This window comes from Lentilactobacillus sp. Marseille-Q4993 (assembly GCF_951230165.1).
In the GTDB taxonomy this organism is placed as follows: domain Bacteria; phylum Bacillota; class Bacilli; order Lactobacillales; family Lactobacillaceae; genus Lentilactobacillus.
On the sequence record NZ_CATNVB010000004.1, the window covers coordinates 76,793 to 102,835 of the forward strand.

Annotated in this window: 31 protein-coding genes; 27 read left to right on the forward strand and 4 right to left on the reverse strand. The window is 38.7% G+C overall.

Features of this window, described 5'->3' with window-relative positions:
- Window positions 1-10: 10 nt before the first annotated feature.
- Both QOW94_RS02805 and trxA read left to right on the forward strand, forming a co-directional pair.
- On the forward strand, window positions 11-2,380 hold the full coding sequence (locus QOW94_RS02805; protein ID WP_283678635.1) for an endonuclease MutS2: 2,370 nt from the start codon (window positions 11-13) through the stop codon (window positions 2,378-2,380).
- 73 nt (window positions 2,381-2,453) lie between these two features.
- Window positions 2,454-2,768: a thioredoxin gene (trxA, locus tag QOW94_RS02810; protein WP_283678636.1), complete on the forward strand. Its 315-nt coding sequence runs from the start codon at window positions 2,454-2,456 to the stop codon at window positions 2,766-2,768.
- A gap of 61 nt (window positions 2,769-2,829) precedes the next feature.
- On the opposite strand, the gene QOW94_RS02815 is transcribed toward trxA, so the two are convergent.
- Window positions 2,830-3,324: a DUF2507 domain-containing protein gene (locus QOW94_RS02815; protein ID WP_283678637.1), complete on the reverse strand. Its 495-nt coding sequence runs from the start codon at window positions 3,322-3,324 to the stop codon at window positions 2,830-2,832.
- 127 nt (window positions 3,325-3,451) lie between these two features.
- Here QOW94_RS02815 and murI point away from each other — a divergent pair, with 127 nt between their 5' ends.
- Genes murI through cbpB form a run of 4 tightly spaced genes read left to right on the forward strand, consistent with a single transcriptional unit; the run spans window position 3,452 to window position 5,889 of the window.
- On the forward strand, window positions 3,452-4,240 hold the full coding sequence (gene murI, locus QOW94_RS02820) for a glutamate racemase (RefSeq protein WP_349630346.1): 789 nt from the start codon (window positions 3,452-3,454) through the stop codon (window positions 4,238-4,240).
- 10 nt (window positions 4,241-4,250) lie between these two features.
- Complete coding sequence (locus QOW94_RS02825) at window positions 4,251-4,847, forward strand: XTP/dITP diphosphatase (RefSeq protein WP_283678638.1); 597 nt, start codon at window positions 4,251-4,253, stop codon at window positions 4,845-4,847.
- Window positions 4,847-5,371 (forward strand): metallophosphoesterase, encoded by a 525-nt coding sequence (locus QOW94_RS02830; protein WP_283678639.1) that lies wholly within the window; start codon window positions 4,847-4,849, stop codon window positions 5,369-5,371. Before QOW94_RS02825 ends, QOW94_RS02830 begins: the two co-directional genes overlap by 1 nt.
- A gap of 8 nt (window positions 5,372-5,379) precedes the next feature.
- The gene (cbpB, locus tag QOW94_RS02835; protein WP_283678640.1) at window positions 5,380-5,889 is read left to right on the forward strand and encodes a cyclic-di-AMP-binding protein CbpB; all 510 of its coding nucleotides are present in this window, start codon (window positions 5,380-5,382) and stop codon (window positions 5,887-5,889) included.
- A 128-nt stretch (window positions 5,890-6,017) separates the two neighbouring features.
- On the opposite strand, the gene QOW94_RS02840 is transcribed toward cbpB, so the two are convergent.
- Window positions 6,018-6,866, reverse strand: coding sequence for a mechanosensitive ion channel family protein (locus tag QOW94_RS02840; RefSeq protein ID WP_283678641.1), 849 nt, complete (start codon window positions 6,864-6,866; stop codon window positions 6,018-6,020).
- Between the two features lie 147 nt (window positions 6,867-7,013).
- Here QOW94_RS02840 and QOW94_RS02845 point away from each other — a divergent pair, with 147 nt between their 5' ends.
- Window positions 7,014-7,433 carry a DUF948 domain-containing protein gene (locus tag QOW94_RS02845; RefSeq protein WP_283678642.1) on the forward strand — a complete coding sequence of 140 codons (420 nt, stop codon included), beginning with the start codon at window positions 7,014-7,016 and terminating at the stop codon, window positions 7,431-7,433.
- A 5-nt stretch (window positions 7,434-7,438) separates the two neighbouring features.
- Entirely contained in the window at window positions 7,439-7,852 is a 414-nt protein-coding gene (locus QOW94_RS02850) for a YtxH domain-containing protein (RefSeq protein WP_283678643.1), read from the forward strand.
- Window positions 7,853-7,905: 53 nt separating this feature from the next.
- Here the strand turns inward: QOW94_RS02850 and QOW94_RS02855 are convergent, their stop codons facing one another.
- Window positions 7,906-9,003, reverse strand: coding sequence for a M24 family metallopeptidase (locus tag QOW94_RS02855; protein ID WP_283678644.1), 1,098 nt, complete (start codon window positions 9,001-9,003; stop codon window positions 7,906-7,908).
- A 196-nt stretch (window positions 9,004-9,199) separates the two neighbouring features.
- On the opposite strand from QOW94_RS02855, the gene ccpA reads away from it, so the two are divergent.
- The 16 genes from ccpA (at window position 9,200) to QOW94_RS02935 (ending at window position 22,506) form a co-directional block, all read left to right on the forward strand.
- Entirely contained in the window at window positions 9,200-10,201 is a 1,002-nt protein-coding gene (ccpA, locus tag QOW94_RS02860) for a catabolite control protein A (RefSeq protein ID WP_283678645.1), read from the forward strand.
- Between the two features lie 94 nt (window positions 10,202-10,295).
- On the forward strand, window positions 10,296-11,024 hold the full coding sequence (locus tag QOW94_RS02865) for a YebC/PmpR family DNA-binding transcriptional regulator (protein ID WP_283678646.1): 729 nt from the start codon (window positions 10,296-10,298) through the stop codon (window positions 11,022-11,024).
- A 125-nt stretch (window positions 11,025-11,149) separates the two neighbouring features.
- Window positions 11,150-12,124 carry a competence type IV pilus ATPase ComGA gene (gene comGA, locus QOW94_RS02870; protein WP_283678647.1) on the forward strand — a complete coding sequence of 325 codons (975 nt, stop codon included), beginning with the start codon at window positions 11,150-11,152 and terminating at the stop codon, window positions 12,122-12,124.
- The gene (locus tag QOW94_RS02875; RefSeq protein ID WP_283678648.1) at window positions 12,102-13,103 is read left to right on the forward strand and encodes a type II secretion system F family protein; all 1,002 of its coding nucleotides are present in this window, start codon (window positions 12,102-12,104) and stop codon (window positions 13,101-13,103) included. Before comGA ends, QOW94_RS02875 begins: the two co-directional genes overlap by 23 nt.
- A complete protein-coding gene (comGC, locus tag QOW94_RS02880; protein ID WP_283678650.1) occupies window positions 13,103-13,417 on the forward strand; it encodes a competence type IV pilus major pilin ComGC in 315 nt (104 codons plus the stop codon). The genes QOW94_RS02875 and comGC overlap by 1 nt, the downstream gene beginning before the upstream one ends.
- A 31-nt stretch (window positions 13,418-13,448) precedes the next feature.
- Complete coding sequence (locus QOW94_RS02885) at window positions 13,449-13,832, forward strand: hypothetical protein (RefSeq protein ID WP_283678651.1); 384 nt, start codon at window positions 13,449-13,451, stop codon at window positions 13,830-13,832.
- The gene (locus QOW94_RS02890; RefSeq protein ID WP_283678652.1) at window positions 13,816-13,992 is read left to right on the forward strand and encodes a type II secretion system protein; all 177 of its coding nucleotides are present in this window, start codon (window positions 13,816-13,818) and stop codon (window positions 13,990-13,992) included. Before QOW94_RS02885 ends, QOW94_RS02890 begins: the two co-directional genes overlap by 17 nt.
- On the forward strand, window positions 13,970-14,380 hold the full coding sequence (locus tag QOW94_RS02895; RefSeq protein ID WP_283678653.1) for a competence type IV pilus minor pilin ComGF: 411 nt from the start codon (window positions 13,970-13,972) through the stop codon (window positions 14,378-14,380). Before QOW94_RS02890 ends, QOW94_RS02895 begins: the two co-directional genes overlap by 23 nt.
- Before the next feature lie 250 nt (window positions 14,381-14,630).
- Complete coding sequence (locus tag QOW94_RS02900; protein WP_349630347.1) at window positions 14,631-15,632, forward strand: class I SAM-dependent methyltransferase; 1,002 nt, start codon at window positions 14,631-14,633, stop codon at window positions 15,630-15,632.
- Window positions 15,633-15,653: 21 nt separating this feature from the next.
- Complete coding sequence (locus tag QOW94_RS02905; protein ID WP_283678655.1) at window positions 15,654-16,844, forward strand: acetate/propionate family kinase; 1,191 nt, start codon at window positions 15,654-15,656, stop codon at window positions 16,842-16,844.
- A gap of 153 nt (window positions 16,845-16,997) precedes the next feature.
- The gene (locus QOW94_RS02910) at window positions 16,998-18,368 is read left to right on the forward strand and encodes an amino acid permease (protein WP_283678656.1); all 1,371 of its coding nucleotides are present in this window, start codon (window positions 16,998-17,000) and stop codon (window positions 18,366-18,368) included.
- Window positions 18,369-18,466: 98 nt separating this feature from the next.
- Window positions 18,467-19,075, forward strand: coding sequence for a metallophosphoesterase (locus QOW94_RS02915; RefSeq protein WP_283678657.1), 609 nt, complete (start codon window positions 18,467-18,469; stop codon window positions 19,073-19,075).
- 14 nt (window positions 19,076-19,089) lie between these two features.
- The gene (locus QOW94_RS02920) at window positions 19,090-20,481 is read left to right on the forward strand and encodes a bifunctional metallophosphatase/5'-nucleotidase (RefSeq protein WP_283678658.1); all 1,392 of its coding nucleotides are present in this window, start codon (window positions 19,090-19,092) and stop codon (window positions 20,479-20,481) included.
- 16 nt (window positions 20,482-20,497) lie between these two features.
- A complete protein-coding gene (locus QOW94_RS02925) occupies window positions 20,498-21,085 on the forward strand; it encodes a YutD-like domain-containing protein (protein ID WP_283678659.1) in 588 nt (195 codons plus the stop codon).
- A gap of 2 nt (window positions 21,086-21,087) precedes the next feature.
- Window positions 21,088-21,861, forward strand: a complete 774-nt coding sequence (locus QOW94_RS02930) for a TIGR01457 family HAD-type hydrolase (RefSeq protein WP_283678660.1) — start codon at window positions 21,088-21,090, stop codon at window positions 21,859-21,861.
- A gap of 3 nt (window positions 21,862-21,864) precedes the next feature.
- Window positions 21,865-22,506, forward strand: coding sequence for a TIGR01906 family membrane protein (locus QOW94_RS02935; RefSeq protein WP_283678661.1), 642 nt, complete (start codon window positions 21,865-21,867; stop codon window positions 22,504-22,506).
- Between the two features lie 45 nt (window positions 22,507-22,551).
- On the opposite strand, the gene QOW94_RS02940 is transcribed toward QOW94_RS02935, so the two are convergent.
- The gene (locus QOW94_RS02940) at window positions 22,552-22,749 is read right to left on the reverse strand and encodes a PspC domain-containing protein (protein WP_283678662.1); all 198 of its coding nucleotides are present in this window, start codon (window positions 22,747-22,749) and stop codon (window positions 22,552-22,554) included.
- A gap of 109 nt (window positions 22,750-22,858) precedes the next feature.
- On the opposite strand from QOW94_RS02940, the gene QOW94_RS02945 reads away from it, so the two are divergent.
- The 3 genes from QOW94_RS02945 (at window position 22,859) to QOW94_RS02955 (ending at window position 26,037) form a co-directional block, all read left to right on the forward strand.
- On the forward strand, window positions 22,859-23,107 hold the full coding sequence (locus QOW94_RS02945) for a hypothetical protein (RefSeq protein WP_283678663.1): 249 nt from the start codon (window positions 22,859-22,861) through the stop codon (window positions 23,105-23,107).
- A gap of 81 nt (window positions 23,108-23,188) precedes the next feature.
- Window positions 23,189-24,370: a hydroxymethylglutaryl-CoA synthase gene (locus QOW94_RS02950; protein ID WP_283678664.1), complete on the forward strand. Its 1,182-nt coding sequence runs from the start codon at window positions 23,189-23,191 to the stop codon at window positions 24,368-24,370.
- A 41-nt stretch (window positions 24,371-24,411) separates the two neighbouring features.
- Window positions 24,412-26,037 (forward strand): ABC-F family ATP-binding cassette domain-containing protein, encoded by a 1,626-nt coding sequence (locus QOW94_RS02955; protein ID WP_283678665.1) that lies wholly within the window; start codon window positions 24,412-24,414, stop codon window positions 26,035-26,037.
- The last annotated feature ends 6 nt before the right edge of the window (window positions 26,038-26,043 follow it).

Genomic DNA, 26,043 nt, shown 5'->3' on the forward strand with positions numbered 1-26,043 from the left:
GGTGAGACGAGTGAATGAAAAAGTATTATCAACACTCGAATATGAAAAAATTAAGTCTCAACTAGCAAACTACGTTGTGACTGAACCGGGGTTGGAATACACAGAACAACTACTTCCTAGTAATAGTCCCGAAGAGATTGCCAGTAGGCTAGAGGAAACTGCGGATGGGGCAGACATCGTCAGAATAAAAGGTGAAATTCCAATTCCTAAGTTAGTGGATATTTCCGCCTATACTAAGCGATTGAATATCCAGAACGCATCGTTATCCGGAACTGAATTGGCCCATATTAAACGACTTTTGGTGTCAATCCAGGTGGTTGCGGATTTCTTTGATCAACTTAAGGACGAAGAAATCGAACTTAGAAAACTGTATCAGTTGACTGAGAAGTTAGATTTACTGCCAGAAATTACTCAAACCATTAAAAAATCAATTGATGATGATGGTCGAGTCTTAAGTTCAGCCTCATCAGAACTGAGGTCAATTAGACGTCAAATTGAAGCAACTCAAGCAGAGATTCGGAACAGAATGAATAAAATGATTCGTGGTTCAGATGCTAAGTACTTGAGTGAACCAATCATTACAATGCGAGACGACCGGTTTGTGATTCCAATTAAGGCGGAATTTAAGCAACGGTTTGGTGGGATTGTCCACGATCAAAGTGCCTCCGGCCAAACGCTGTACGTTGAACCTAGTAGCGTTGTTGAAAGCAATAACCAATTACGCCGAGATCAATTAGCAGAGCGAGCTGAAATTCGCCGAGTTTTACTTGAAATTACGGACTTGATTCGACCATATGGTGACACCCTTATCAACAACTTGCATCTGATGGGACAACTTGATTTTATAAATGCAAAAGCAAAATACGCTGCTTCAACCAAAGCAACTTTGCCCATTCTTTCGAATGATAATGTTGTTAAGTTGAGAGCAGCACGCCACCCGTTGATAGATGCTGACAAGGTAGTTGCCAACGATATTTCAATTGGAGAGGACTATCGCTCAATTATAGTTACTGGTCCTAACACCGGTGGTAAGACAATTACTATCAAAACTGTCGGACTACTCCAACTTATGGGACAGTCGGGGCTCTTCATTACTGCAAACGAAGAGAGTCAGATTGGCATTTTTGATGATGTTTTTGCTGATATAGGTGATGATCAGTCAATTGAGGCGAATTTGAGTACATTTTCATCTCACTTGGAAAATATTATTTCAATTTTAAACGGGTTGACCGATAAATCATTGGTTTTACTTGATGAATTAGGCGCTGGAACTGATCCAAAAGAAGGGGCAGCTCTAGCGATGGCAGTGATCGACTACATCTCTAATCAGAATGCTGAATTAATTGCAACCACCCACTATCCTGAATTAAAGGCGTTTGCGTATAACCGGCCAAACACAATCAACGCTTCGATGGAATTTGACGTGGAAACGTTGAAACCTACGTACCGATTGTTGCTTGGTGTTCCAGGGCAGAGTAATGCATTAAATATTGCTGACAAACTGGGATTAAACCCAGATATTGTGGCTAAAGCTCGCTCGTTGACTGATGATGAGGATCAGGACATCAACAATATGATCGATGAATTAACTTCGCAAACAAAAAAAGCTCGTGAAGAAGCAGAGCAGTTAGCAGATGAGCTTGATGAGGCTACAGACTTGCATAGTGAGCTTCAGAGCCAGTTTGATCGATATCAAGCATCAAAGGACAACCTTCTGGAAAAAGCGCGTGAGCAAGCAAATGAGGCTGTTCAAGCTGCTAAGAAAAAAGCGGATAAAATTATTGATGATTTACACAGAAAACAGAGTCAGCTTAAGAATTCACCCGTAAAGGAAAACGAATTAATCGATGCCAAGGGGGCACTTAATGCCCTTGAAGTTCAACCAAATCTTAAAAAGAATCGGATTCTTCGTCGTGAAAAGAAAAAGCATGACTTTCACCCGGGTGACGAAGTTCTTGTTAAGTCTTACGGTCAGATTGGTACATTGATCAGTAAGCAAAAGGATGGGGCTTGGGAAGTTCAGCTAGGGATCATCAAGATGAAGATTGATGAAGCTGATCTTGAAAAGGGTGGCTCACCAAAGAACGAACCTAAGCAAAAATATCGGACTTCCGTATCTAGGACTCGTTCAAGTGGGATGTCTAGTAGTCTAGATCTCCGTGGTCAAAGATATGAGGAAGCGATGCATAAGTTGGATCAGTATATTGATTCGGCTCTGCTTGCTGGTTACCCAACCGTTACAATCATTCATGGTAAAGGAACTGGGGCACTTAGAAACGGAGTTAATGAGTATTTGAAGAGTCACCCACAAGTTAAATCATTTGGCTATTCAGCCCCAAATGCTGGTGGCGATGGGTCAACCGTGGTAAAGTTTAAATAAGTTGTACACAATTAATTGCTTTTATTTTGATAGTTGTTAAAATGGTTTTAGGTTATTTAAAGGAGGAATTCAAATGGCAGTAGCAGAAACAACAGATAAGACATTTGAAAAGGACACTTCAGAGGGTGTTACTTTAACTGATTTTTGGGCAACATGGTGCGGTCCTTGTCGGATGCAATCACCAGTTGTTGAGCAACTTTCTGATGAGATGGGTAACGTTACCTTCAACAAGATGGACGTTGACCAAAACCCAGAAACTGCACAGAAGTTTGGAATTATGAGTATTCCTACTTTATTAGTTAAAAAAGACGGCCAAGTAGTTGATACTATTGTTGGTTACCATTCAAAGGAACAATTGGCTAAGGTATTAGATCAATATACTGACTAAACCTTACAACTAAAAAAGCTATGTATTCGAGGTATAACTCGAATGCATAGTTTTTTTGTTTTTATTCGGTTGGAGTCGAGTCGTTTACGTTGAAAATTTCGATTGGCTCATCACCAATGATTGGTTCTTCCTTACTGGTGAGAACAAGGATTTTAACGGCTACTTTTTTAACTTTATCAATTTCGGCTTCTGCTTGGTGGTTTAGGATTGCCTCACAGTTCTCAGCAATAATCCCACATTCAAGTTGAAAATCAGCATCGGGGTCAGCCCTTAACCTACTTTCAACTATGTTGCCACTTAGGGTGAATTCTAATTGATTTGACGATTCTTTATCCAAAGTTAAGGTTCCAAAACCAAACTGTTTGAAAAAGGTAATTATATTGTCATATGATGTTAGTCTGTGGTTTCTAGCAAGCTGTTTTCCTGCCCAATAGGAGATGTCATGGATCTCGCTACCGAGGATTGTTTTGATAAGGTCATCACGGAGCAGTTCCTGGCCTAAGAGAGGGGCTAATTGTGGGTCTGACAACATTTGTTCGTACTGTTTACTATCCATTTTTTAATCTCCACTGATTCGAATTTTAATGAATCTATTATACAATAAAATTAACTGATACCAACAGGCAGTTGAATGTCTTAGGAAAATGTTTGATAATTGTAATAATAAGAAAGAGGGGAAAGATTTGGATAATCGACCAATTGGCGTTATGGATTCTGGAATCGGAGGTTTAACTGTCTTTGATCAGCTAAAGAAGGTTCTTCCGTCTGAATCTTTTATTTACGTTGGCGATCAAGCCAACCTTCCATACGGTGAAAAAACTAGTGAGGAAGTTTATCAATTAACAAAACGAATTGCGGATTATTTCTTGACTCGTAATGTGAAAATGATGGTAATTGCATGTAATACGGCGACAGCAGCTGCTGCCGATAGATTGAAACGAGAGCTCCCAATTCCGGTGATTGGGGTCATTCAACCAGGGGCTAAGGCGAGTGTAAAAGTAACTAAGAATGGTAATATTGGGGTAATTGGAACTAACGGAACAGTTAACTCAAAGAGCTATGAAAGACTAATTTTAAAGGAGCAGCAGGATGCTAACGTTTTTCAGCTTGGTTGCCCTGATTTTGTCACGATAGTTGAAGATGGCGATGCCGGTACAGAGAAGGCCCGTGAGGTTGTTGCGGATCAACTCAAATACTTTGATGATAAGAATATTGATACTTTAATTTTAGGATGTACTCATTTTCCAATCATTGAAAAAGAAGTAACAAATGCGATGCCAGGGGTTACGCTAGTAGATCCTGGAATGGCAACTGCAATTATTGCAAAAAATCAAATAGAAACCTATAAAATTGCTAGTGATGGCAAACCAAAACCAACCGAGTTTTTCACCACTGGAGATAACGAATACTTCACAAAACAAGCATCAACCTTTTTGACCACAACAATTACTTCAAACAAACTGGATTTGTAAGGAGAGAGCAATGAAAAGACCTGATACGATAATTATTGCATCTGCAAATGAACACAAAATAGCCGAAATGAAAAAGGCGTTTGAAGACTACGGAGTAACCGTCCAATCATTAAAAGATCATAGTAACGTTGGACCAATCAATGAAAACGGCACAACATTCAAAGAAAACGCAGAAATCAAAGCTAGGGCAGTTATGGCTGCCACAGGTAAGCCGGTTGTTGCTGATGATACTGGTTTGGTCGTACCCGCACTGAACGGCGAACCAGGTATTCGTTCAGCTAGATATGCTGGGGACCACGATGACAACGCAAATAATGAAAAATTATTGCGTGAACTGCAAGGAAAGTCGGATCGAAGTGCGTACTTTACCACTGAACTCGTTTATTTGACTCCTGAGGGAGAAGAAGTAACTGCTGAAGGTAGAATCAACGGAACCATCTTGACTGCCCGTCAGGGTGATAATCAATTTGGTTATGATCCGTTATTCTACGTTCCAGAAAAGCAAATGACGTTAGCTGAAATGACAATTGAAGAAAAAAACAGTATTAGTCATCGTGGTCGTGCGGTTACTCAATTAGTTGGGAAGCTTTCGGAGATGTGGCAATAATGAAGCTGTTAGTAATGAGTGATAGTCATGGTGATGATGAGATAGTTACTGAGTTGATCAGTAATTATCAAAGCGAGGTTGATGGCATATTTCACTGTGGTGATTCCGAGTTTTCAAAAGATAATCCGTTAGTCGATAGGCTTAATCTGGTGAAGGGCAATATGGACTTTGAAGATTTCCCACCAAGTATTATTCAGACGATTGACAATAATCGAATTTTAATGACTCATGGGCACTTACAAAATGTAAATAATTCGATGCTTAATTTGACTTTGTTCGGGAAAGAGAACCAAGCCGATATCGTATTATTTGGCCATACTCACCAAGCTTACTGTGAAATGTATCAGGGAATGCTGATTGTTAATCCTGGCAGTATCTCACAGCCAAGGGGGCAGTTTGCTCAGTATGGCGGACTGTACTGTATTATTGATAAGCGTTCCGATAGTTATCAGATTCAGTATTATAATCGTCAATTTGAACCGATTTCCAGTCTTAGTTTTACGGAAAAGGTGAATGGAGGCTAATCTAGTCAATGATTGATAAACCCATTGAAAACGTACTCGAACACAGTGGTCGGGATATTGTGATCGATGCCGATTTGGTTGCAACAGTTAACGAGGATAATAATCTAGCTCATGTTTTTTTAGTGTTATCAAAGGTGAGGTATGCAAAGATTCCCGTGTTAGACAAACACAATCATTTTAAGGGATTAATTTCTCTTTCGATGATTACCCAGAAGATGCTTGATAATCAGGGAATTACTGCAGCTCCGCTTGAGAATATTTCCGTCAAAGAAGTAATGCAAACTGACGTGAACACCGTCACAGATTGCCATGACTGGGAAAATATTTTACGGCAACTAGAGGGTGAAAACTTTTTGCCGTTTGTAGATGATAGTGGTGTTTTTAAGGGCATCATTACTAGGCGGGAAATTATCAAATCAATGAATTACCTTACTCACAATTTTGCTAAGCATTACGTGTCAATTCCAGCATATGAACCAAATAAAGCAAAACTTGCGAATTCAAAGAATCGGAAGTAATCAAAAATAAAAAGTGCCCCATAATTGTTAGATTTGTCTAACAATTATGGGGCACTTCAATTTCGACAAACTGAAAATTATTACTACTTTTTTGATTTTTGTGCACGTGTTATATAGCCTCTTAGTCACTATTTATAAATCATCGGGCTCGGTGCAATTTTAATGTCATTGTCATTAAGTGCTCGGAGATAAAATTTTAAAAATTCGTGTTGTATTTTAAATTGAGCACCGTTTTTGGTAGTGAAATTAACTTGAATGGCTAGCTTACCATCTGGCAAGGTAACAACACCTAAAACATTAGGCTCCGACAAGATATCTGAATATTCAGCTACTTTTTCTTTGTTTAGATCATTGATGACTTTTAAGGCTTTGTCAATCGGTGTTTCAGCGACAATTCCGATTTGAACTATCGCCACCATATCGTTTCTGGACATATTAGAAATCGTTTGAATTGAGCGATTAGGAATAAAATTTAGTGTTCCATCATCGGAAACGATTTGAGTTGTTCGTAATCCAACTGCTACAACAGTACCCTTAATATTATTGATGTTGACGTACTCGCCAACTTCCACTTGCTTTTCAAGCAGGATAAAGAATCCACTCACAATATCAGTGACAAATCCTTGGGCACCAAGGCCTAACGCTAGACTAAAGACTCCGGCGCTGGCAATTAGCGTGCCAATTGGTACACCAATTGCGGAAAGAATCCAGTAAAACCATAAGAACCAAATTACATACGACAAAACATTGAGTGATAATGCAGTAAAGGTGTCGATTCGTTTTTCGGATACGGACTTTGAATACTTTTCCCGATATTTTTTAAAAAAGTGAAGAATCAAAACTTTGCTGATTTTTTTTATGATCAGCAGCAAAATTGAGGCCACGACGATGATGCCTATTTTTGAAAGTACAGATTGAACGATTGTTTCCCAATCAAAAAGGGAATTGAATTTTTGCCAATTAATTGTTAATTGCATTTTTAATTGCTCCAATATTATTTATTACCATAATCGTAACAAATCAAATTAGGTTTTCAAAGGGCGTCACGAAAACAATTTCATTGTCAAAGAATACTCAGAATGCTATTCTAAAAGTAATATGATGAACAAGAGGGAGGAAATATTATGACACTTGGCCAAGTTGCGGGGCTGATTGCAGCTCTTGCATTCCTGTTATTAGTGATTTTCATTGGACTATTTTTATTAAAGATTTCAAGGACGTTAACTGAAGTTAATGCTACAGTTCGTTCAGTAACGAGCAACGTTGATGTAATTGCCAAGCAAACTGATAAGATCATGGCTACGTCTAATTCGTTAGTAAAGGATGTTGACGAAAAGTTAAATATCACAACACCTGTTTTCCAAGCAGCTGCTGATTTGGGTCAGAGCGTTTCTGAACTTAATGATGCTACCAAGAATCTAACGGAACGGGTTAAGACTTCAGGTAAGAGTGGTGTTAAAGCTGGGGTTGCTGGAACAGTTACTAAGTCAGCTGTTAATGCATTTAAGAAGCACCGTCAAGCCAAGAAAAATCGGGAGGTTTAGAGAAAATGGGTAAGAAAATTGCAGGTGGATTGTTTGCCAGTCTTTTAGGTGCTGGATTATATGCGGCCTACCAAAAACTAGACCAAGATAAAAAAGATAAGTTGAAAGCGGACTTGAAGGGGACAGCATCTGATTTGAAGGATCGGGCTGTTGATTACGCATTCTATGCTGAGGACGCAATTAACGATGCTAAGGAAGTCATTTCTGACTCAATTAAGCAAAGTAATGTAAGCAATGTAATTAGACCTAATAAAGATGCTAAAAAGGCTCAAAAAGTTGACGACGATACTGATACAGCTGAAGAAGTTGATATTGTTGTCGATGCAGAAGATGCAATTGGCAGTGAAGGCCAGGAAGTTAAGGATACCGACACGGTTATCTTTTACCCTGGTAAACCAAATCCAGTCAAGGCATTTTAGGACGTTAATAAAAAGGCCGCTGAGTGAAAACTCAGTGGCCTTTTCTAGTATCATTAATCTACGTATTGAAGTTCTTTTGTGGTGTGGGTGAATGGTTCACAACCATTTTCGGTTACGTATACACAATCTTCAATTCTGACACCGGCAACTTCTGGAATGTAAATTCCAGGTTCAATTGAGAAACACATTCCTGGTTGAAGTTCCATTTTGTTGCCTTCCATGATTGATGGGAATTCATGTTCACTCATGCCCATTCCATGACCAAGTCTGTGAATGAAGTATTCACCGTATCCAGCCTTATCAATGACGTCACGAGCAATTTTGTCAAGCTCCTCAGCAGTCATTCCTGGCTTTACAGCTGATTGAGCGGTGAGTTGGGCTTCAAGACAAACCTTATAAATGTCCATCGACTTGTCATCGGGCTTACCAATAGCAACAGTTCGTGATGCGTCACTAATATAACCGTCCCAAACAGTTCCTAAATCAAATAATACTAATTGATTGTTTTCAATTTTTCTTGTTGAAGTTGCACCGTGGGGTTCAGCTGCATGGGCGCCAGCTTGGACAAGAGTATCAAAACTCATTTCCATGATTCCTTCATTTTTAAGGTCAAACTCAAGTTTAGCTGCAACTGCAGACTCAGCTACACCTTGTCTTGCGGCTTCAAATCCTTGTTTAAAAGCAAAGTCAGCCCACTTTCCGGCGATTTTCAGTTTTTCAATTTCATCATTAGACTTAATCAATCTCATTTGTTCAATAAATGGGGTTAAATTAAGATCAAAGTGGGAGTCAGGAAGAACGGATTGAAGTTTTTCAATTCTATCGACGACAAGTGAAGTTTTTTCAATTGCAACTGCATTTTCAGAAACCTGACGTGAATGTATTTGGTCTGCAATCATTTTCCATGGATTTTCATGGTCAAGATAACCGTAAACTGGATGTGAAAAACCAGTTTCTTTAATCGCTTGAACTTCAAGGGCAGGAGCAAAAATAAATGGTTCAGAATCCTTGAATACGACTAGCATTAGTACTCGTTCGATTGGATCGCTGTAAAAAGAAGTAAGGTATTGAATCGTTTTTGGATCACTTATCAAAGCCATATCTTGCTTGTTTTTTACAAGCCAATCTTGAATTTGTTGGATTTTGTCCACACAAAACACCTCTTTTTTAGAATATGTTCAGTATAGCACAACGAATTATAGCTTTTTCTTGAAAAAAGGAAAATGATAGTTTATAGTTGTCTTGAAAACGTTTTCAAATTGCTATGAGTCGTTAAATTTGATATATTTGATAGTGTTTTGAAAACAAAATGAAAACAGATTGTGTCTTCAAGAAAGGGCTATCACTATGGAAAAACAAACAATTACGATTTATGACGTAGCTCGTGAAGCCAATGTGTCAATGGCGACGGTTTCTCGGGTGGTTAACGGTAACAGTAATGTAAAGCCGGCAACCAGAAAAAAAGTACTAGAGGTTATTGAAAAATTAGACTACCGACCAAACGCTGTTGCACGTGGGTTGGCAAGTAAAAAGACTACTACCGTTGGGGTTATCGTACCCGATGTTACTGATTTATATTTCTCAGCATTAGCTCGGGGAATCGATGATGTCGCTTCAATGTACAAATATAACATTATTTTGACTAACTCAGATTCGAATGTTGAGAAGGAAAAGACTGTCCTTAACACACTCTTATCAAAGCAAGTTGATGGGATTATCTTCATGGGAAACACAATCACTGATGACTTGAGAAATGAGTTTAAACGGACTAAAACGCCAATCGTATTAGCCGGTTCGGTTGATGATCAAAATATCAACCCAAGTGTTAATATTGATTACGTTGCGGCGGTTCAAGAAGAGGTTAAAAATTTAATCGATCGGGGTAACAAACGGGTTGCGTTTGTTTGCGGTCCACTAGATCAGGCTATTAATTCTAAGTATCGATTGAAGGGATATAAGCAAGCCTTGAAAGAGGCTGGAATTCCGTTCGATGATAAGTTGGTATTTGAAACTGACGATACCTATAAAACAGGAACATTGCTCCAACCAGCATTGGTTTCAGCAAATGCAACGGCTGCAATGGTGACCGATGACGAGTTAACCGCAGGGATTATTAACGGGATGACGGATGCAGGAGTTAGTGTTCCAGGTGAGTTTGAAGTTATTACCAGTAACGACACGAAACTTACTGAGATGATAAGGCCAAAGATGTCATCGATTACTCAGCCTTTGTATGATATTGGTGCCGTTGCCATGCGACTTTTAACAAAGTTGATGAATAATGAGGAAGTAAGTGAGAAGAACGTCTTGCTCCCATATGGTTTAATGAAACGGGAATCAACTAAGTAGCATTCTTATAACTGTTGAAATAGGCTGTAAAGCATGATAATATAATTTTGTTCGCGTAAACGCTGTACAAAAACTTAAGAAAAGAGGAGTCGTAATGTCAGGACATTCAAAATGGCATAACATTCAAGGACGTAAAAATGCCCAAGATGCTAAGCGTGGAAAAATTTTCCAAAAGATCTCACGTGATTTATATCAAGCCGCTAAAGCAGGTGATCCTGATCCAGACAACAATCCTCAACTTCGTTTGGTAATGGAAAAAGCTAGAGCCGCTAACATGCCTAAGGATAACGTTCAACGCGCTATCGATAAGGCTTCAGGTCTTGGCGGAGCTAAGTTCGAAGAAATCACTTACGAAGGATACGGTCCTGGTGGTACTGCCATCATGGTTTCAGCTTTGACTGATAATAAAAACAGAACAGCTGCCGCAATCCGTTCAGCTTTCACTCATCATGGTGGAACTCTTGGAACCAGTGGTTCAGTTGCTTACATGTTTGACCGTAAAGGCTACATCGTAGTTCTTCGCGATGGTTTAGATACTGACGAAGATACTATGTTGATGGATGCTCTCGATGCCGGTGCCGATGATATGAAGACTTCAGATGATGCATTTGAAATTTTCACAGATTCATCAGCTCTTGTTGGTGCTACAGATGCATTACAAGCTAAGGGATACGATTTGGATACTGCTGAGGTTCGTTTGTTCCCAGAAACTACTACTGAAGTTCCTGAAGACAAAATCTCACAATACACTGGTTTAATTGACGAGCTAGAAGACAATGATGATGTTCAAGATGTCTACGAAGCAGCCACGATGCCAGAATAATAAGTCATATTGGAAGTCACCCAGATAGGGTGGCTTTTTTTGTTTGCAAAAATTCACAACTTTTTTATTTTCCAGAAAGATTATTACTTGAGCAGTGCGGAGTTAACTTATGGAAGGTGAAAGAAGTGAACATTGAAGTGAAAGCAAATGAAATCATCAAAAAGGCGACAGAGTTACATGCAAGTGATATTTATATTTTGCCCAATGATGATATGTATTCAGTGAAATTTCAGTCTGGTGAAAATATTGGTGAGGCAATGTTACTAGGCTGGGAAATCGCTGAAAGGTTGATTAATTTTTTTAAATATTCAGCTGGGATGGCAGTTAGTGAAAAGCGACGCCCTCAAACAGGACACATAGAGTGGCAACTTAAAGACAATGTATATTTTTTGAGGTTTTCGGTCGTTGGTGATTTTAAAGGCAACGAGTCCTTAGTGATAAGGATTATTTATGATGCTACGGCTGGGGAACTTGGCTTTTTTGATGAAACTGTGATTAGTCAAATTGTTGATTTATCCAAGCAACGAGGACTGGTTGTGTTTTCTGGGCCCACGGGATCTGGCAAAACAAGCACAATTTATGAAGTAGCTAGATTGTTCGCAATAAAGGATATTGTGATGACAATTGAAGATCCTGTTGAAGTAAGGCAGAATTCGTTTATTCAGCTTCAAGTGAATCGTGAGGCTGGCATGACATACCCAAATCTTATTAAGTTGGGGTTGAGGCATCGCCCGGGAGTTTTCATTATTGGAGAAATAAGGGATGAGGAAACGGCTGCAGCAGCAATCCAGGCAGCCTTGACTGGTCACTTAGTTCTAACCACTATTCACGCTCAGAACCCCTTTGGTGTAATTCAGCGACTTAGGCAATTAGATGCTAGTGAAATATTTATCGATCAAGCTTTGAATGCAGTGGTGTACCAAAGGTTGGTACCAACAATTGATGACAGTCTGAAAGCAAATGTCGTAATTGAAACAGCAAAGTCGATTAGTTTAGCAACGAAAAAGTACGATTGGCATAAGTGGCAGCAAGGACTATTTTTGGCGTTAGAAGAGGGAGAAATTGATGAGTATCAGTATGAAAAATTCAAAACGGGTTAAGCGATGGAATAGTGAGCAGGAGGCCAAATTTTTTGGCAAATTTGCTGAGTTGTTGTCAGTTGGTTTCACGATGGATCATTCATTAAGGTTTATTGCACAAACGGACAATCAAATTCCGAAACAAATTGATAGAATTAGACAGCAATTAAGAAATGGAATGCCCTTATCGGAGTCACTTAAATCGTTTGTTGATGATGAATTACTCAATCAAATAAAGATTTCTGAACACCATGGTAACTTAGTGGATGCAATGAAAGAGCTTAGTAAATTTTCTGAAGATAAAAATAAACAAGTCAAGAAAATCAAGAGTTTACTAGTTTATCCTTTGTTTTTGATCCTGTTGCTAGGAATATTGGTATTTTCTATGCAAATGTTTATTTTGCCCCAAATAAATTCCTTGATGGGTTCAAAAGGTCGAATAGGATCACCGATAACACCGTTAATCTGGCTATTGGTTGTAGGAGTAATCGGATTTATTTTTATTAGCACTATAAAAAGAAAAGCAAGGGTCGAGCAAGCAAAGATACTGTTACGTTGTCCTGTGTTTGGGAAGATATACCGAGAGTATTTGGCTTACTATTTTTCGTTCAACCTAGCTGTGATGATGGCTAATGGTTTAGCTGTTAAGGAAATCGTGATTATCTTGAGACAATTTGATAAGGGCACTTTGATTAGAGCGTTAGCAAACGAGGTAGATGCCAAGTTGCATTTGGGAGTAGGAATTGGAGATTCATTAAAAGCAACAAAAATAATTCCCGACGAAGTAATCAATTTCTTGGCTACGGGGACCAGCCATGAAGAAATGGCAAAGTCATTGAGATTATTTTCAAAAATTAAATTTGAAGAAATGACAAAATCTATTAATCGACTGGTTGAAATGATTCAACCAGGAATGTTTTGTGTAATTGGACTAATGATTGTTGGGTCGTACTTTCAATTATTAATGCCAATTTATAAGTCATTGAAAGGATTATATTAATGAAAAAAATACTAAAAAAGGAATCTGAGGCCTTTACTTTGATTGAGATGACGATTGTTCTCTTTATCATTTCGCTATTGATATTAATTATCATTCCAAATTTATCCAACCAGAGAAACCATGCAAGGAGTGTTCACTCTAACGCGATGATATCAGTTGTTCAGTCTCAAGTTGATTCGTTCGTAAATCTTCATCCGGACGTTCACAACGTTACCTTTGCTGATTTAACTAAAGATGGTTATCTGACTAGCAAGCAGGTTTCAGAGGCGAAGGAAGAAGGCTTAAAGATTGTGCGTAACGAAGTTGAAAAGTAATGGTTTTACGGTCTTAGAGTGCTTGATTACAATGGCTGTTGCAGCTGGAATGTTGTCTTTAACAGTTATCTGGGCTCAAACATTGAAGAATGAAAATATAGCGGAAAGGCAGTTTTTCTCGACCTTCAAATCAGCCTGGGACAGTCAGCAATCACTTGCAAAATTGACGGGTGAGCGTTCCGTGATCAGAATTGACGACAAAGTAAGAGTATATCGGGGGAAAACTAACCTTGTTGATGAGTTTGATGTCCCCAAGGAGATAGAACCGCTTGCCTTCTATCACATTGAGATTACGGATGACGGATTTATCGCTCCACAAACAATCAAATGGGTCGAAAAGAAGACAAACAAAGTTAAGTATATTCAGAAAGTTCAGCTAGGATGGAGTGGTTTTAATCTTGAAGAAAAGCAGTGAGGCATTCACGTTAGTTGATGCGGTAATTGGACTAACGATAATCGTGATGTTTAGTTTGTTGTTTATTGCTATCAATAGTCAACTTGGCCTTAAGGTTCAAAATGATCAAGATAGAATGGTTTCACAACGAGAGAGCTATGAACGAACGTATGCAAAGTAGAGGATTTGTCCTTATTGAGGCGATTTTAAGTCTAATTATAGCTGTTGGTGCTGGAATCATAATTACTTGGACAATAACGGTTGTTACGAATCAACAAAGTGATGGTCAAATTAATTTTTTTCGTTATGTCAATGTGATTGAAGACAAAAAGTTTTCCTTTCGAGTTGTAAGTGTCACGAATGAAGCAGTGAAATTATACAGCCCAGTAACTTCTAAAACATACCATCTTGAGAAGTATAAAAATATGATTCGTTTGACTGGGGAAACAATGGGACACGTTCGATTATTAAGCAGTGTTAAGGATTGTCGGTTCAGCTATAAAAAAGGATTGATCTCAAATGTACAGTTAGAAAACGGGAGGCATTATCATGCTATTTCGAATTTTTAAAGTGGGAAGGTTGAAAAAAAGTGACGGCTATTTAACAGTCATTGCCGTTATATTTGCAGGGATTATAACGTCTTGTCTACTGCTAGAAGTGTGCTCCTATAACGAACGAATTAAAGAAATTAATAAAATTACGGTACATTACCACGAAAGAAACCATAGTTATCGAAAGTGAATTTGGAATGCTTGAATATTGATGGAATAATCTGTTATTATCAAATTTGTACGCAAAGTTTAGAAAGAGGCGATTATTCTGGGTGCACAAAATTTAGAACGGGTCTTTGGAATGTTTGATCAAGCAACAGTTATGATTAGAAATGATCGTGATATTTCCTATATGGACGCAATGATTGAGGCATTAGAAAGTTTTGCCGATATGCAGATAGATAGTGAGGGCTTATCAAGCAAGACTGTTAATGGGTTAACAGAGATCCTTAATGAAGCTGATATTGAAAGCATCGGTACTGATACAATCAGGCAGGCACTCCAAATGATTTCTTTGAAGGCAATCAAAGAGGATAAAATTCAGCCTAACTTTCAAATCACTCCAAACACCATTGGCGACGTAGTAGCTTATATTGCTGCCGGCCTTTTAGAAGGTAATAGTAGCATTTCAATGTTGGACCCTGCTTTAGGGTCTGCTAACCTTTTGACGACAGTTGCTGCTCAATTGAAAAAAAGTCTTGGTGTTAGCGCAGACTTATATGGGATTGAAAATGATGACACCATGTTTGAACTTGCTGGAGTTTCTCTTGACCTACAGAAAGTTGCAGCACAGTTATACCACGCAGATGCAGTGGTTGATGTCATGGTTCCTCCAGTAGACTTGATTGTTTCTGATTTACCTGTGGGGTACTATCCAATTGATGATAACGTAAAGAATTTTGAAACTAAGGCAAAAGAGGGACACTCGTTCGTTCACCATCTATATTTAGAAATGAGTGCTAATCACTTGAAAGACGGTGGTTTTGGGATTTTTGTTGTTCCATCTTCAATTTTTCAAACAACAGAAGCCAAATCTCTGCTAAAATGGATGAGTGGGAGAGTTTACCTCCAGGGAATTTTAAACCTGCCAAAGGAGCTCTTTGCAAGTGAATCTGCGCAAAAGTCAATTTTGATTATGCAAAAAACTGGTGCTAACGCTAAGCAAGCTGAACCAGTTATGCTTGGTGAATTTCCTTCTTTTAAGGATGGAAAAGCAGTCCAAAAGTTCCTAACTGAGATTGATGAATGGCGTAAAAATAATCTTAAATAAAATTTTTAAGGAGTTTTGTTCATGGGAAAATCATTAGCAGTAAATGCAGGTAGTTCAACGCTTAAATTTAAAATGTTTGATATGCCATCTGAAAAAGAAATTGCAAGTGGTGCATTCGATAGAATTGGTTTAGGCGATTCAAATATCGAAATCAAATATGGTGACGGTCAAAAGTTTGAAGAAACTACTGACCTAAAAAGTCATGAGGATGCAATTCAAATTCTGTTAGATCAATTAACTGGTTTGAACATTATCAAAGACTTCAAAGAAATCACAGGGATTGGACACCGGGTAGTCGCTGGTGGTGAATTCTTTACTGATTCTGCCGTTATTACTGACGACACTTTGGCACAAATCGAATCACTAACAGAATTTGCTCCACTTCATCAACCAGCTGCTGTTCTTGGAATCAAGACATTCAGAAAACTGTTGCCTGACGTTATTAATGTTGCTGTTTTTGATACTTCATTCCATACTACCTTACCAGAAGTTAACTACATGTACAGTTTGCCATATGAATACTACGAAAAGCATAAGGCTAGAAAATACGGTGCCCATGGTACTAGTTATCGTTATGTATCTCAAAGAACTGCAGATTTCCTAGGAAAGCCCCTCAAAGACCTTAAGTTGATAATTCTTCACTTAGGTGCAGGTGCTTCAATTGACGCCGTTAAGGATGGCAAGTCATTTGACACTTCTATGGGATTCTCACCATTGGCCGGTATCACTATGGCCACTCGTTCTGGTGATGTTGATGTTTCTCTTGTTCAATATATCATGGACAAGGAAGGCATTAGTGACATCGACGACATGGTTGATATTTTGAACCATAAGTCAGGATTGATTGGAATTTCTGGTGTTTCTGCAGATATGCGTGAAGTAGAAGCAGCTCAAAAAGATCATCCACGTGCTAAATTAGCTCGGAAAATGTTTATCAATAGAATCGTTCGCTATATCGGAAGTTACATTGCTGAGATGGGCGGACTTGATGCATTGGTATTTACCGCTGGAATTGGTGAAAACTCAATTACAGTTAGAAAAGAAGTTACCGATGAACTTGGTTACTTTGGTATTAAAATCGATCAAGAAAAGAACGATGTCCGCGGGGTTGAACGTGACCTTAGTGCTGATGATGCAACTATCAAGACTCTTTTGATCCCAACTGATGAAGAGTTGATGATTGTTCGTGATATCGAAAGACTTCGGAAATAACATTTAATAAATCAGTAGAGAGTAGCTATAATCCCGATATCATTCGGTTTTTGTGGCCACTCTCTTTTTTGATTGCGGGATTTTATTTTAAATGAGAAGGAATTTCATGTATCATGGTAATTAACATTTAATTTTTAATGCGGAGGAATTTTTGTGGAGAATAATGATGATGAACAATTATCACGTGGACTAAAAAATCGACATGTTCAATTAATTGCGCTTGGTGGGACAATCGGAACTGGGCTTTTTCTTGGAGCTGGCCAGTCAATTCACCTAGCTGGGCCGTCGATTATCCTCGCATATCTCCTTGCGGGTTTTGCCTGCTTTTTACTGATGCGTGCGTTAGGTGAGCTGTTATTGTCAGACGTTAATAGCAGCTCTTTTGTCCATTTTATAAAAAAGTATTTAGGTGAACGGATTGGATTTGTTATCGGTTGGACATACTGGACCTGCTGGATTGCTATTGCGATGGCAGAAATTACTGCTGCTGGTCTTTACATCCAGTTTTGGCTGCCAAAAGTTCCAATCTGGTTAACCGGGATGGTAATTTTACTTATTCTCTTCCTGGTCAACATTTTTGCTGTATCTGCCTTTGGTGAAACTGAGTTTTGGTTTGCAATTATCAAGATTGTGGCAATCATTGCTTTGATTGTTATTGGTGTTGTACTGGTTGTAATGCATTATAAAACCCCATATGGGCACGCTTCACTAACTAACGTGGTAAGTGATGGGTTTTTATCAAATGGCTGGCGAGGGTTCTTTTTATCATTTCAGATGGTGCTATTTAGTTTTGCTGGAATCGAAATGATTGGGATGACTGCCTCAGAAACTATGGACCCAGAGATTACCATTCCAAAGAGTATCAACGAGGTTCCGACTCGGGTATTGCTGTTCTACATAGGTTCGTTGCTTGCTTTGATGAGTATTTTCCCATGGAGGCACGTTTCACCTTCTGAAAGTCCATTTGTGCAGGTCTTTTCTGGAATTGGAATCAATTCAGCTGCGACTATAATCAACTTTGTTGTGCTGACAGCGGCACTATCGGCTTGTAATAGTTCGATTTTTACAACTGGACGAATGCTTTTCTCACTGACCTTTGACGGAAAGTCGAAGCTTGCTAAACGGGTAGGAAAACTATCTAAACGACAAATTCCAGTGAATGCCATAATGACATCGACGTTGATTATAGCGGTAATTGTGATTTTAAGTATCTTTATGCCAGGAAACGTATTTAGTTTTATTTCGAGTGTGGCTACGACTTGCTTCCTGTTTGTTTGGGGGATGATCGTTGTTGCTCATATAAAATATCGAAAAGAAGTAGCTAAGAATCACGAAGAAAAATCATTAACCTTTAAAATGCCGTTGTACCCGATATCTGATTACTTTGTGCTAGCATTCTTGGTGTTTGTCGGGATTATTCTAATCTTTAAGACAGATACATTAATTGCCTTGGTTGGTTCGGTTGCTTGGCTCGGTAGTTTGTTTATCTTTAAGACATTTTCAGATAAAATAAAAGAAGATTAATTCATGAAGCTGGCGACGATTGTCCCAGCTTTTTGTAGGTCAAAAAACTTATACTAACCGTGGTATGATTAGGATATGAACATAAAGGAGATCTTTAGATGCAATACTTTACATCTGACACTCACTTCTTTCATGACCGCTTGTTAGGAATTAGCGAGTTTTCACCTAGGCCTTTTCTGACGGTCGAGGATATGAACGAAACAATAATTAATAATTGGAATACCCGGGTAGGTGAGAATGATGTCGTTTATCACTTAGGCGATATTGCTGTTCTTCATACTAGACCCGAAAAGGATTCTTTAGAGCAAATATTTGAAGTTCTTGACTCATTGAATGGTCGGTTGGTATTAATTAAGGGGAACCACGACTCGAGGGCATTGTTCAAGTATCTTGAAAAGAATAATCATCTTGTCAATGGAAAACCCAAGTTTGAGTTTCATGATGTTGGGGCATTAATTAAAATGAACCACCGTCAGTATTACTTAACTCACTATCCAATGATGATGGGAATTGTCAAACAGATAATCAATCTTCATGGGCACATTCACCACTATGCGGTTCCGGTTAAGGAAAATATCAATGTTGGGATAGATACCCCAGAATCAGACTACTTGAAAGAAAAACCAGCATTTGGCACGCCATTTTCGGAAGCCGAAATTGAAGAAATGGTTGCTGGCAAGAAAGTTGATTTTGCCAAACGAAAATAAAGTTAGGTGGTAACATGACGGAAAAGATTACGATTCTTCACACTAACGATATTCATTCACACTTTGAAAACTGGCCTAAAATTAGACGCTTTTTGCTTGCCCAAAAGGAACAATTGGAAAAGCAGGATGATTCAAGTGTTATTACAGTTGATTTGGGCGATGCCCTAGACAGAGCTCACCCATTAACTGAGGTAACTAATGGGACAGCAAACGTTGACTTACTAAATCAAATTCACTATGATGCTGTGACGATTGGTAATAACGAAGGGTTAACTAATACTCACCAGCAACTAAACGAGTTGTATCGATCCGCTAATTTTGACGTTGTCCTTGCCAATTTATTGGATATTAAAAACAAGTTAGTGCCAGAATGGGCAGAACCATCAAAGATTATAACAACTAAGAATGGTACGAAGGTTCTAATCATTGGGTTAACAGCTCCATACACACTGACTTACCCGATTTTGGGGTGGCAACCAATTAGTCCGGAAAAAGTTCTGCCCAAGGTGTTGGCGAAAAATAAAGGCAAGTTTGATGTTGCTGTGCTTCTCAGTCATTTAGGGATAAATCAGGATCGGAAACTAGCTAAAGAATTTCCATGGCTAGACGTGATAATTGGGTCGCATACTCATCACCTGTTGAAAAATGGTGAATTAGTCAATCACTCGCTATTGGCGGCGGCTGAAAAGTGGGGCCATTACATTGGCCGGATATCCTTGGAGATTGATGATAAGCATAAAATCGTTGCCGAAAAGGCGGAAACGATTAAAACAGATGAGCTTGATTCTCTTCCGAGTGACCGACAGGAAATAAAGGGGTATGAAGTTCACGGTGAGCAGTTATTGGCTAAGAATAAGTTAGCTAAAACTACTATGGCCATGACGACAAGTTTATCTGGACCATCAAAGTTGGTTGACGAGGGACTAAAAGCCATAATGGAGAAAGCTGGCACTAATATTGCAATGTTAAATGCTGGCTTATTCCTTCAAAATTTACCAGCTGGCGTGGTTGATAGAAATATTCTTCATAAGATGTTGCCACACTCTATGCACGTAATGAGGGTTGGATTAAATGGGTACGATTTGTGGCGGCTGGTTATGGAAATGGAAAAGAATCACAACTTTTTGATCAGATTTCCGCAAAAGGGTATGGGATTTCGGGGAACTTATTTCGGAGAACTTCATTATGCTGGAATTGAATTTGATAAGGCGGAAGGCCGTCTTTACCATAATGGTAAATTAGTTTTACCGGAGAATCACTATGAGATAGCGGTACCCGATCACTATTTGTTTATCCCATTTTTCCCCACAATTGATATCGTTGGTGAAAATAAAATATTGTACGATGAAAGTCTCCGTGATGTATTTGGGGATTACTTAGCAAAACACTACCCTCTGAATAGTTAGCAAAGGAGAAAATGATTTGGAAAAGAATCAATTAGACGCATTAATTGAACAAAAGAATCAGCAAGAATCGCCACTGGCAAAAATTGTTAGAGTTTCCGAAAATGAAATAACTGTTAATGAGCACAAATATACCATTGATAATAAGTATCTAAAGTCGTTCAACTTTGATGATTTTGTCAAAAGGTTTAATCCGGCATTTAGTCAATTTGACTACTTAGTTGGCGATTATAGTTATGATCAACTGAGGCTTAAAGGATTTTTTGAGAGTAACAAAGAGAATGTAAACGGACCATATGTCGAAGAAATTTCTGAATATGTAGTGGAAATCGTTAATTTCGGTGCCCCGTATTATGTATTGCACAACCTCGAAGCAAAACCAACCGTTAAAAAGCGCCGTCACAATAATTCAAGACGACGGCCGAGACGGTCCAATAATTCTCAGAACAAACAGACTAACAATAATCCAAAGCCGTACAAAGAAACCGTTAAAAAGAAGACGCGCCCTGCTGTTAAAAACAGGAAGAATGCTACGGTTTCTCATGAAAAAAAGGCAAATAAACATAAGTTTGTTATTAAAGAAAATAAAGAGAATATTGAGGATTAAACATGAAATACAAAGGCTACTTTATTGATTTAGATGGGACTATCTACGCAGGGAAGAAGAGAATTCCAGCTGCCAAGCGGTTTGTCGAGCGATTACAGAGCCAAAACATACCATTTATGTTTGTAACTAATAATTCAACAAAACTACCTAGGGATGTTGTGGCGGATTTGCGTGATAATCACGACATTCACGTGAATGAAAGTAACGTTTATACTTCAGGAATGGCGACAGCTGACTATATCAAGGAGCAAACTGAACCGGATGAGCATCCATCGGTCTATATTGTTGGCGAAATGGGATTGTACCAAGTTCTTCTGCAGGCAGGGTTAGAAATATCTAATGATCACCCTGATTACGTGGTGGTAGGTTTAGATTCTGATTTAACCTATGAAAAGATTGTGGAAGCGGTTCTTAATATTAGGGATGGGTCGACATTCATTGGCACTAACCCTGATACCAATATTCCTAAGGAAAGGGGAATGTTACCTGGTGCTGGTTCAGTGGTCAAGTTTGTTGAACACGCAACTCAAATTGAGCCAATCATGATTGGCAAACCTAAGGCTAGAATAATTGAGAGTGCGTTGAACAAGATTGGGTTAGAAAAGAAAGACGTTGTAATGGTTGGTGATAATTACAATACCGATATTTTAGCTGGAATCAACGCTGGAATTGACACGTTATTGGTATATTCTGGCCTTTCCACCCGAGAGGAAGTAGCAAAAGAGAAAATTAAACCGACTCATGAAATTGACTCACTTGATGAATGGCAGGAATAGAAAATGAAATCGAAAATGCGGTTGGCAAGTGTTGTCGTGTGTCTGATACTCGCAGTCATTTCCCTTGCCATTTTTATCACGGTTAATAGTGTTTGGCTTTTTCAGATTAATATTGGTCCGTTGCACCTAGTGGCTGATACCGGGGTCTCAAAAGTAAAATTAATTGATGAGTACAAAAACATTATTTGGTATTTACAAAATCCCGTTCAACATGGGGAATTACAGTTATCGTACTTTGCCAGCTCAGTTGATGGCATAAAACATTTTGCTGACGTTCGTAATTTGATTACTGTTAATAATATTGTGATGATTATTACTGTGCCAACTGTGCTTTATCAATTAGACCAATTTAAGAAGAATAGTCAAATTTGGATGCTCTTAAATCCCATTAGGATTGGTGAAGTAGTGTTAATGGTCCTAGGAGTAGTGCTTTTTTTTAATTTTAATCAGGTATTTATTGGTTTTCATGAGTTGTTATTCAGAAATGATTATTGGATTTTTGATCCAAATAAAGATCCGGTAATCAACATGCTTCCCGATACCTTTTTCTTTGAATGTTTTTTATTGTTTATCGGGATATCAGTTGCACTTCTAGCTACTGTGCATATATGGACGATTCGGAAAATAAAAACAGACCAGAAGTAGTGTGTGTGACTACTTCCGGCCTAAAATTGGTGTCTTGTAGGATTATTATTTTTCATCTTCAGGATCTTCCATCAGTATCCATAGGACAAGGTAAGCAATTATTCCTGGAAAAACCGGCATAATTGCTAAGACAACGAACAGAACTCTGACAAGTGTGGGGTTCCAATGGTTGTGTTCGGATAAACCGCCAAGAACACCCGCTAGAACTCTATCAGTTGCTGATCTTTTAATGTGAATTTTCATAATATCACTCCTTAAGAATTATTATGGTTTCTGACTTTTATCGCAATTGTTTCACTATTATGATATATTATTAAACTAGAAAAAGAAATGAAAATGGTAGGAGAAGCTAATGTTAACGGTTTATATCAATGGAAATGAAGGAAATCAAGAAGTAAAACTATCGGATGGTACTTTGGGTCAACTTTCCGGAGTTAGGATTTCTGGAACAACAATGAATTCGTTTGCCAATACCGTTCAATGGACTTTTGCCTCAGTTGGCCGTCGTCACGAAGGATTCGTTTATTCTGGCGAGTTTTTTGATGGCCAGGTCATCAAATCGATAAATGGCAACGACACTTACAGATTGAGATTTGTATAAACAATCTCCATAACTTGTTGGTGGTAACTAGGACTGTGGCATCGGCCACGGTCTTGTTTTTTGTTTGGAGGATCTTAGAAAATGACCAAAGTGGGTATCGAGAAAATGGCGTTCTTCACGTCAGGCTATTATATTGGAATGGATGAGTTGGCTAAGAGCAGGCAAGAAGACCCTAATAAATATAAAATTGGAATCGGCCAAATGCAGCAGAGCGTTATTCCTGCTAGTCAGGATGTTGTGACGCTGGCTGCAAATGCTTCAGACCGGATACTGACTGCAGCTGATAAAGAAAAGATTACTATGGTTGTCTTTGGAACTGAAACGGGTGTTGATAATTCAAAGGCTGCCTCGATGTACTTACAGGAATTACTTGGGTTGCGAAAAGAAGCGAGGGCATTTGAAGTTAAGCAAGCATGTTACGGAGCGACTGCTGGGGTTCAAATGGCGATTGATTACTTAACTCTTCATCCAGATGAAAAGGTCCTAGTAATTGGTGCTGATATTGCACGTTATGGACTACAGACTGCTGGTGAGGTCACTCAAGGCGGTGGGGCTGTCAGTATGTTGCTATCTACGAATCCTAAAATTGTTGAGTTTGAGGGTAAGAGTAGTTTTCATTCTGAAAACATCATGGACTTTTGGCGGCCACTATATAAAAAAGAAGCGGTCGTGGATGGCCATTATTCAACTAATGTATATATCGATTTCTTCAGTAAAACTTTCGATGATTTTCAAACTAAATATAGTATGACCGTGAACGATTTTAAGGCTTTTGCTTTTCATTTGCCTTATACAAAAATGGGGTTAAAGGCGCTAAAGACGATATTGCCTGAATCAAACAACGTGGATGGCCTTTTATCGGAGTTTGAGGCCTCTAAAAAGTACAGTGCTGAAGTGGGAAATCTATATACTGGCTCTTTATACTTGAGTTTAATGTCTTTGATAGCAAATTCGAAAACCTTACAAGTTGGTGATCGAATTGGGTTGTTTAGCTATGGTTCTGGAGCCCAAGGGGAATTTTTCTCTGCAAAAGTCATCGCCGATGATGAAGCTAGAACAGTAATTAAAAATCAGGTTGATGAACTTCTGGCAAAAAGAGATAGCCTAACTACACCTGAGTATGAGAATATGTATACAGAGTCGTTGACTGCCGATTCAAATGATCATCAAAATGATAGTTTACCGGATACCGCTAAATTTACCTTTGGTGGTGTTAAGAATGATAAGCGGCTGTACAAACGGTTTGGTGAAATAATTGAGTAGCTTAATTTCAATACAACTAAAATGTGAGGTTTTTTAAATTAATGATTACAATTAATAACATGGGTCTACAACTTTCGGGCCAAAAATTATACGAAAATGTTAACCTTAAATTTACTCCCGGAAACTGTTACGGGGTGATTGGGGCGAATGGAGCCGGGAAATCAACCTTTTTAAAGTTGCTTGAAGGTAAGATTGCTCCAAGCAATGGTGAAGTTCATGTGGATAAAAATGAACGAATTTCAAGTTTGAGTCAAGACCATTATGGTTTTGAGGAACAAACAGTTATGCAGACTGTAATTCAAGGGTATAAGCACTTAGCTGATGTCATGGAAGAAAAGGATGCCCTATATGCTAAGGCTGACTTTACTGATGCCGACGGAATCAAGGCAGCAAATCTAGAGTCAGAATTCGCTGAGATGGACGGCTGGAACGCTGAGTCTGATGCTTCCCAGCTCCTTCAATCCCTTGAAATTCCAGAAGAACTTCATAATCAATTTATGAGTGAGTTGACAGAAGGACAAAAAGTTAAGGTATTACTCGCCAGAGCTTTGTTTGGCGAACCCGACATTCTTCTTTTGGACGAGCCCACCAATGGTCTTGATGTTTATACGATTGACTGGTTGGAGAACTTTTTAGCTGATTATCCAAAGATTACGATTATCGTGTCACATGACCGGCACTTTCTTAACCAAACTTGTACGATGATGTGTGATGTCGATTTTGGTGAAATCAAGATGTACGTGGGAAATTACGATTTCTGGCTGCAATCGAGTCAACTTGCTGCCAAAATGAAGTCGGATTCCAACGCTAAAAAGGCGGAAAAGGTTAAAGAACTACAGGAATTTATTGCTCGGTTTAGTGCAAATGCATCTAAGTCAAAACAAGCAACTTCGCGTAAAAAGCAACTTGATAAAATTACCCTTGATGATATAAAACCGTCATCAAGAAAATACCCATTCATCAAGTTTGAACAAGAACGGGAATTGGGTAATGATTTACTTCGTGTGGATAAAGTTTCTAAGACAATTGATGGGGTAAAGGTTCTCGATAATGTTACCTTTACCCTTAGGCCAGGCGAAAAGACAGCAATCGTGAGTCGTAATGATGTTATTACATCAACGCTTATGCAAATCTTAGCTGGTACGATGACGCCGGACGAAGGTGAGATTACTTGGGGGCAAACTGTTAAGGTTTCATCAGTTCCTAAGGACTTTGCTGCTGAGTTTAATAATAATGATATTCGAATTATTGACTGGTTAAGACAATATGCTCCAAAGGGTAGTGACGATGATGCCTTTTTGCGCCAATTTTTAGGGAGAATGCTGTTTTCCGGCGATGACGTTAATAAACAGGTTAAAGTACTATCCGGAGGCGAAAAGGTGCGTTGCATGCTTTCCAAGATGATGCTAGAAAAGGGGAATACCCTATTATTGGATGACCCAACCAATCATTTGGACCTTGAATCAATTACCTCTTTGAATGAAGGTCTAGAAGGATTTCCAGGGGCAATTATCTTTACTTCACATGATCATGAATTCATTCAAACAATTGCAAATCACATCATTGAAGTATCGAATACCGGAATAATTGACCGGGCAGATACCACATATGACGAATTTATCAATCATCCGGATGTTCAAAAGAAATTAGCAGATCTATACGAATAAGGGACA

What these genes read in the sequence shown, in the direction of transcription:
- QOW94_RS02830 (WP_283678639.1), top strand. Translation starts at nt 4,847, where the DNA reads ATGAAGCTGTTAGTAATGAGTGATAGTCATGGTGATGATGAGATAGTT.
- QOW94_RS02935 (WP_283678661.1), top strand. Translation starts at nt 21,865, where the DNA reads ATGAAATCGAAAATGCGGTTGGCAAGTGTTGTCGTGTGTCTGATACTC.
- QOW94_RS02875 (WP_283678648.1), top strand. Translation starts at nt 12,102, where the DNA reads ATGAAAAATTCAAAACGGGTTAAGCGATGGAATAGTGAGCAGGAGGCC.
- QOW94_RS02915 (WP_283678657.1), top strand. Translation starts at nt 18,467, where the DNA reads ATGCAATACTTTACATCTGACACTCACTTCTTTCATGACCGCTTGTTA.
- QOW94_RS02865 (WP_283678646.1), top strand. Translation starts at nt 10,296, where the DNA reads ATGTCAGGACATTCAAAATGGCATAACATTCAAGGACGTAAAAATGCC.
- QOW94_RS02840 (WP_283678641.1), bottom strand. Translation starts at nt 6,866, where the DNA reads ATGCAATTAACAATTAATTGGCAAAAATTCAATTCCCTTTTTGATTGG.
- QOW94_RS02825 (WP_283678638.1), top strand. Translation starts at nt 4,251, where the DNA reads ATGAAAAGACCTGATACGATAATTATTGCATCTGCAAATGAACACAAA.
- cbpB (WP_283678640.1), top strand. Translation starts at nt 5,380, where the DNA reads ATGATTGATAAACCCATTGAAAACGTACTCGAACACAGTGGTCGGGAT.
- QOW94_RS02885 (WP_283678651.1), top strand. Translation starts at nt 13,449, where the DNA reads ATGGCTGTTGCAGCTGGAATGTTGTCTTTAACAGTTATCTGGGCTCAA.
- ccpA (WP_283678645.1), top strand. Translation starts at nt 9,200, where the DNA reads ATGGAAAAACAAACAATTACGATTTATGACGTAGCTCGTGAAGCCAAT.
- QOW94_RS02930 (WP_283678660.1), top strand. Translation starts at nt 21,088, where the DNA reads ATGAAATACAAAGGCTACTTTATTGATTTAGATGGGACTATCTACGCA.
- QOW94_RS02895 (WP_283678653.1), top strand. Translation starts at nt 13,970, where the DNA reads ATGAACGAACGTATGCAAAGTAGAGGATTTGTCCTTATTGAGGCGATT.
- QOW94_RS02845 (WP_283678642.1), top strand. Translation starts at nt 7,014, where the DNA reads ATGACACTTGGCCAAGTTGCGGGGCTGATTGCAGCTCTTGCATTCCTG.
- trxA (WP_283678636.1), top strand. Translation starts at nt 2,454, where the DNA reads ATGGCAGTAGCAGAAACAACAGATAAGACATTTGAAAAGGACACTTCA.
- QOW94_RS02945 (WP_283678663.1), top strand. Translation starts at nt 22,859, where the DNA reads ATGTTAACGGTTTATATCAATGGAAATGAAGGAAATCAAGAAGTAAAA.
- QOW94_RS02850 (WP_283678643.1), top strand. Translation starts at nt 7,439, where the DNA reads ATGGGTAAGAAAATTGCAGGTGGATTGTTTGCCAGTCTTTTAGGTGCT.
- QOW94_RS02905 (WP_283678655.1), top strand. Translation starts at nt 15,654, where the DNA reads ATGGGAAAATCATTAGCAGTAAATGCAGGTAGTTCAACGCTTAAATTT.
- QOW94_RS02920 (WP_283678658.1), top strand. Translation starts at nt 19,090, where the DNA reads ATGACGGAAAAGATTACGATTCTTCACACTAACGATATTCATTCACAC.
- comGC (WP_283678650.1), top strand. Translation starts at nt 13,103, where the DNA reads ATGAAAAAAATACTAAAAAAGGAATCTGAGGCCTTTACTTTGATTGAG.
- QOW94_RS02955 (WP_283678665.1), top strand. Translation starts at nt 24,412, where the DNA reads ATGATTACAATTAATAACATGGGTCTACAACTTTCGGGCCAAAAATTA.
- QOW94_RS02940 (WP_283678662.1), bottom strand. Translation starts at nt 22,749, where the DNA reads ATGAAAATTCACATTAAAAGATCAGCAACTGATAGAGTTCTAGCGGGT.
- QOW94_RS02950 (WP_283678664.1), top strand. Translation starts at nt 23,189, where the DNA reads ATGACCAAAGTGGGTATCGAGAAAATGGCGTTCTTCACGTCAGGCTAT.
- QOW94_RS02815 (WP_283678637.1), bottom strand. Translation starts at nt 3,324, where the DNA reads ATGGATAGTAAACAGTACGAACAAATGTTGTCAGACCCACAATTAGCC.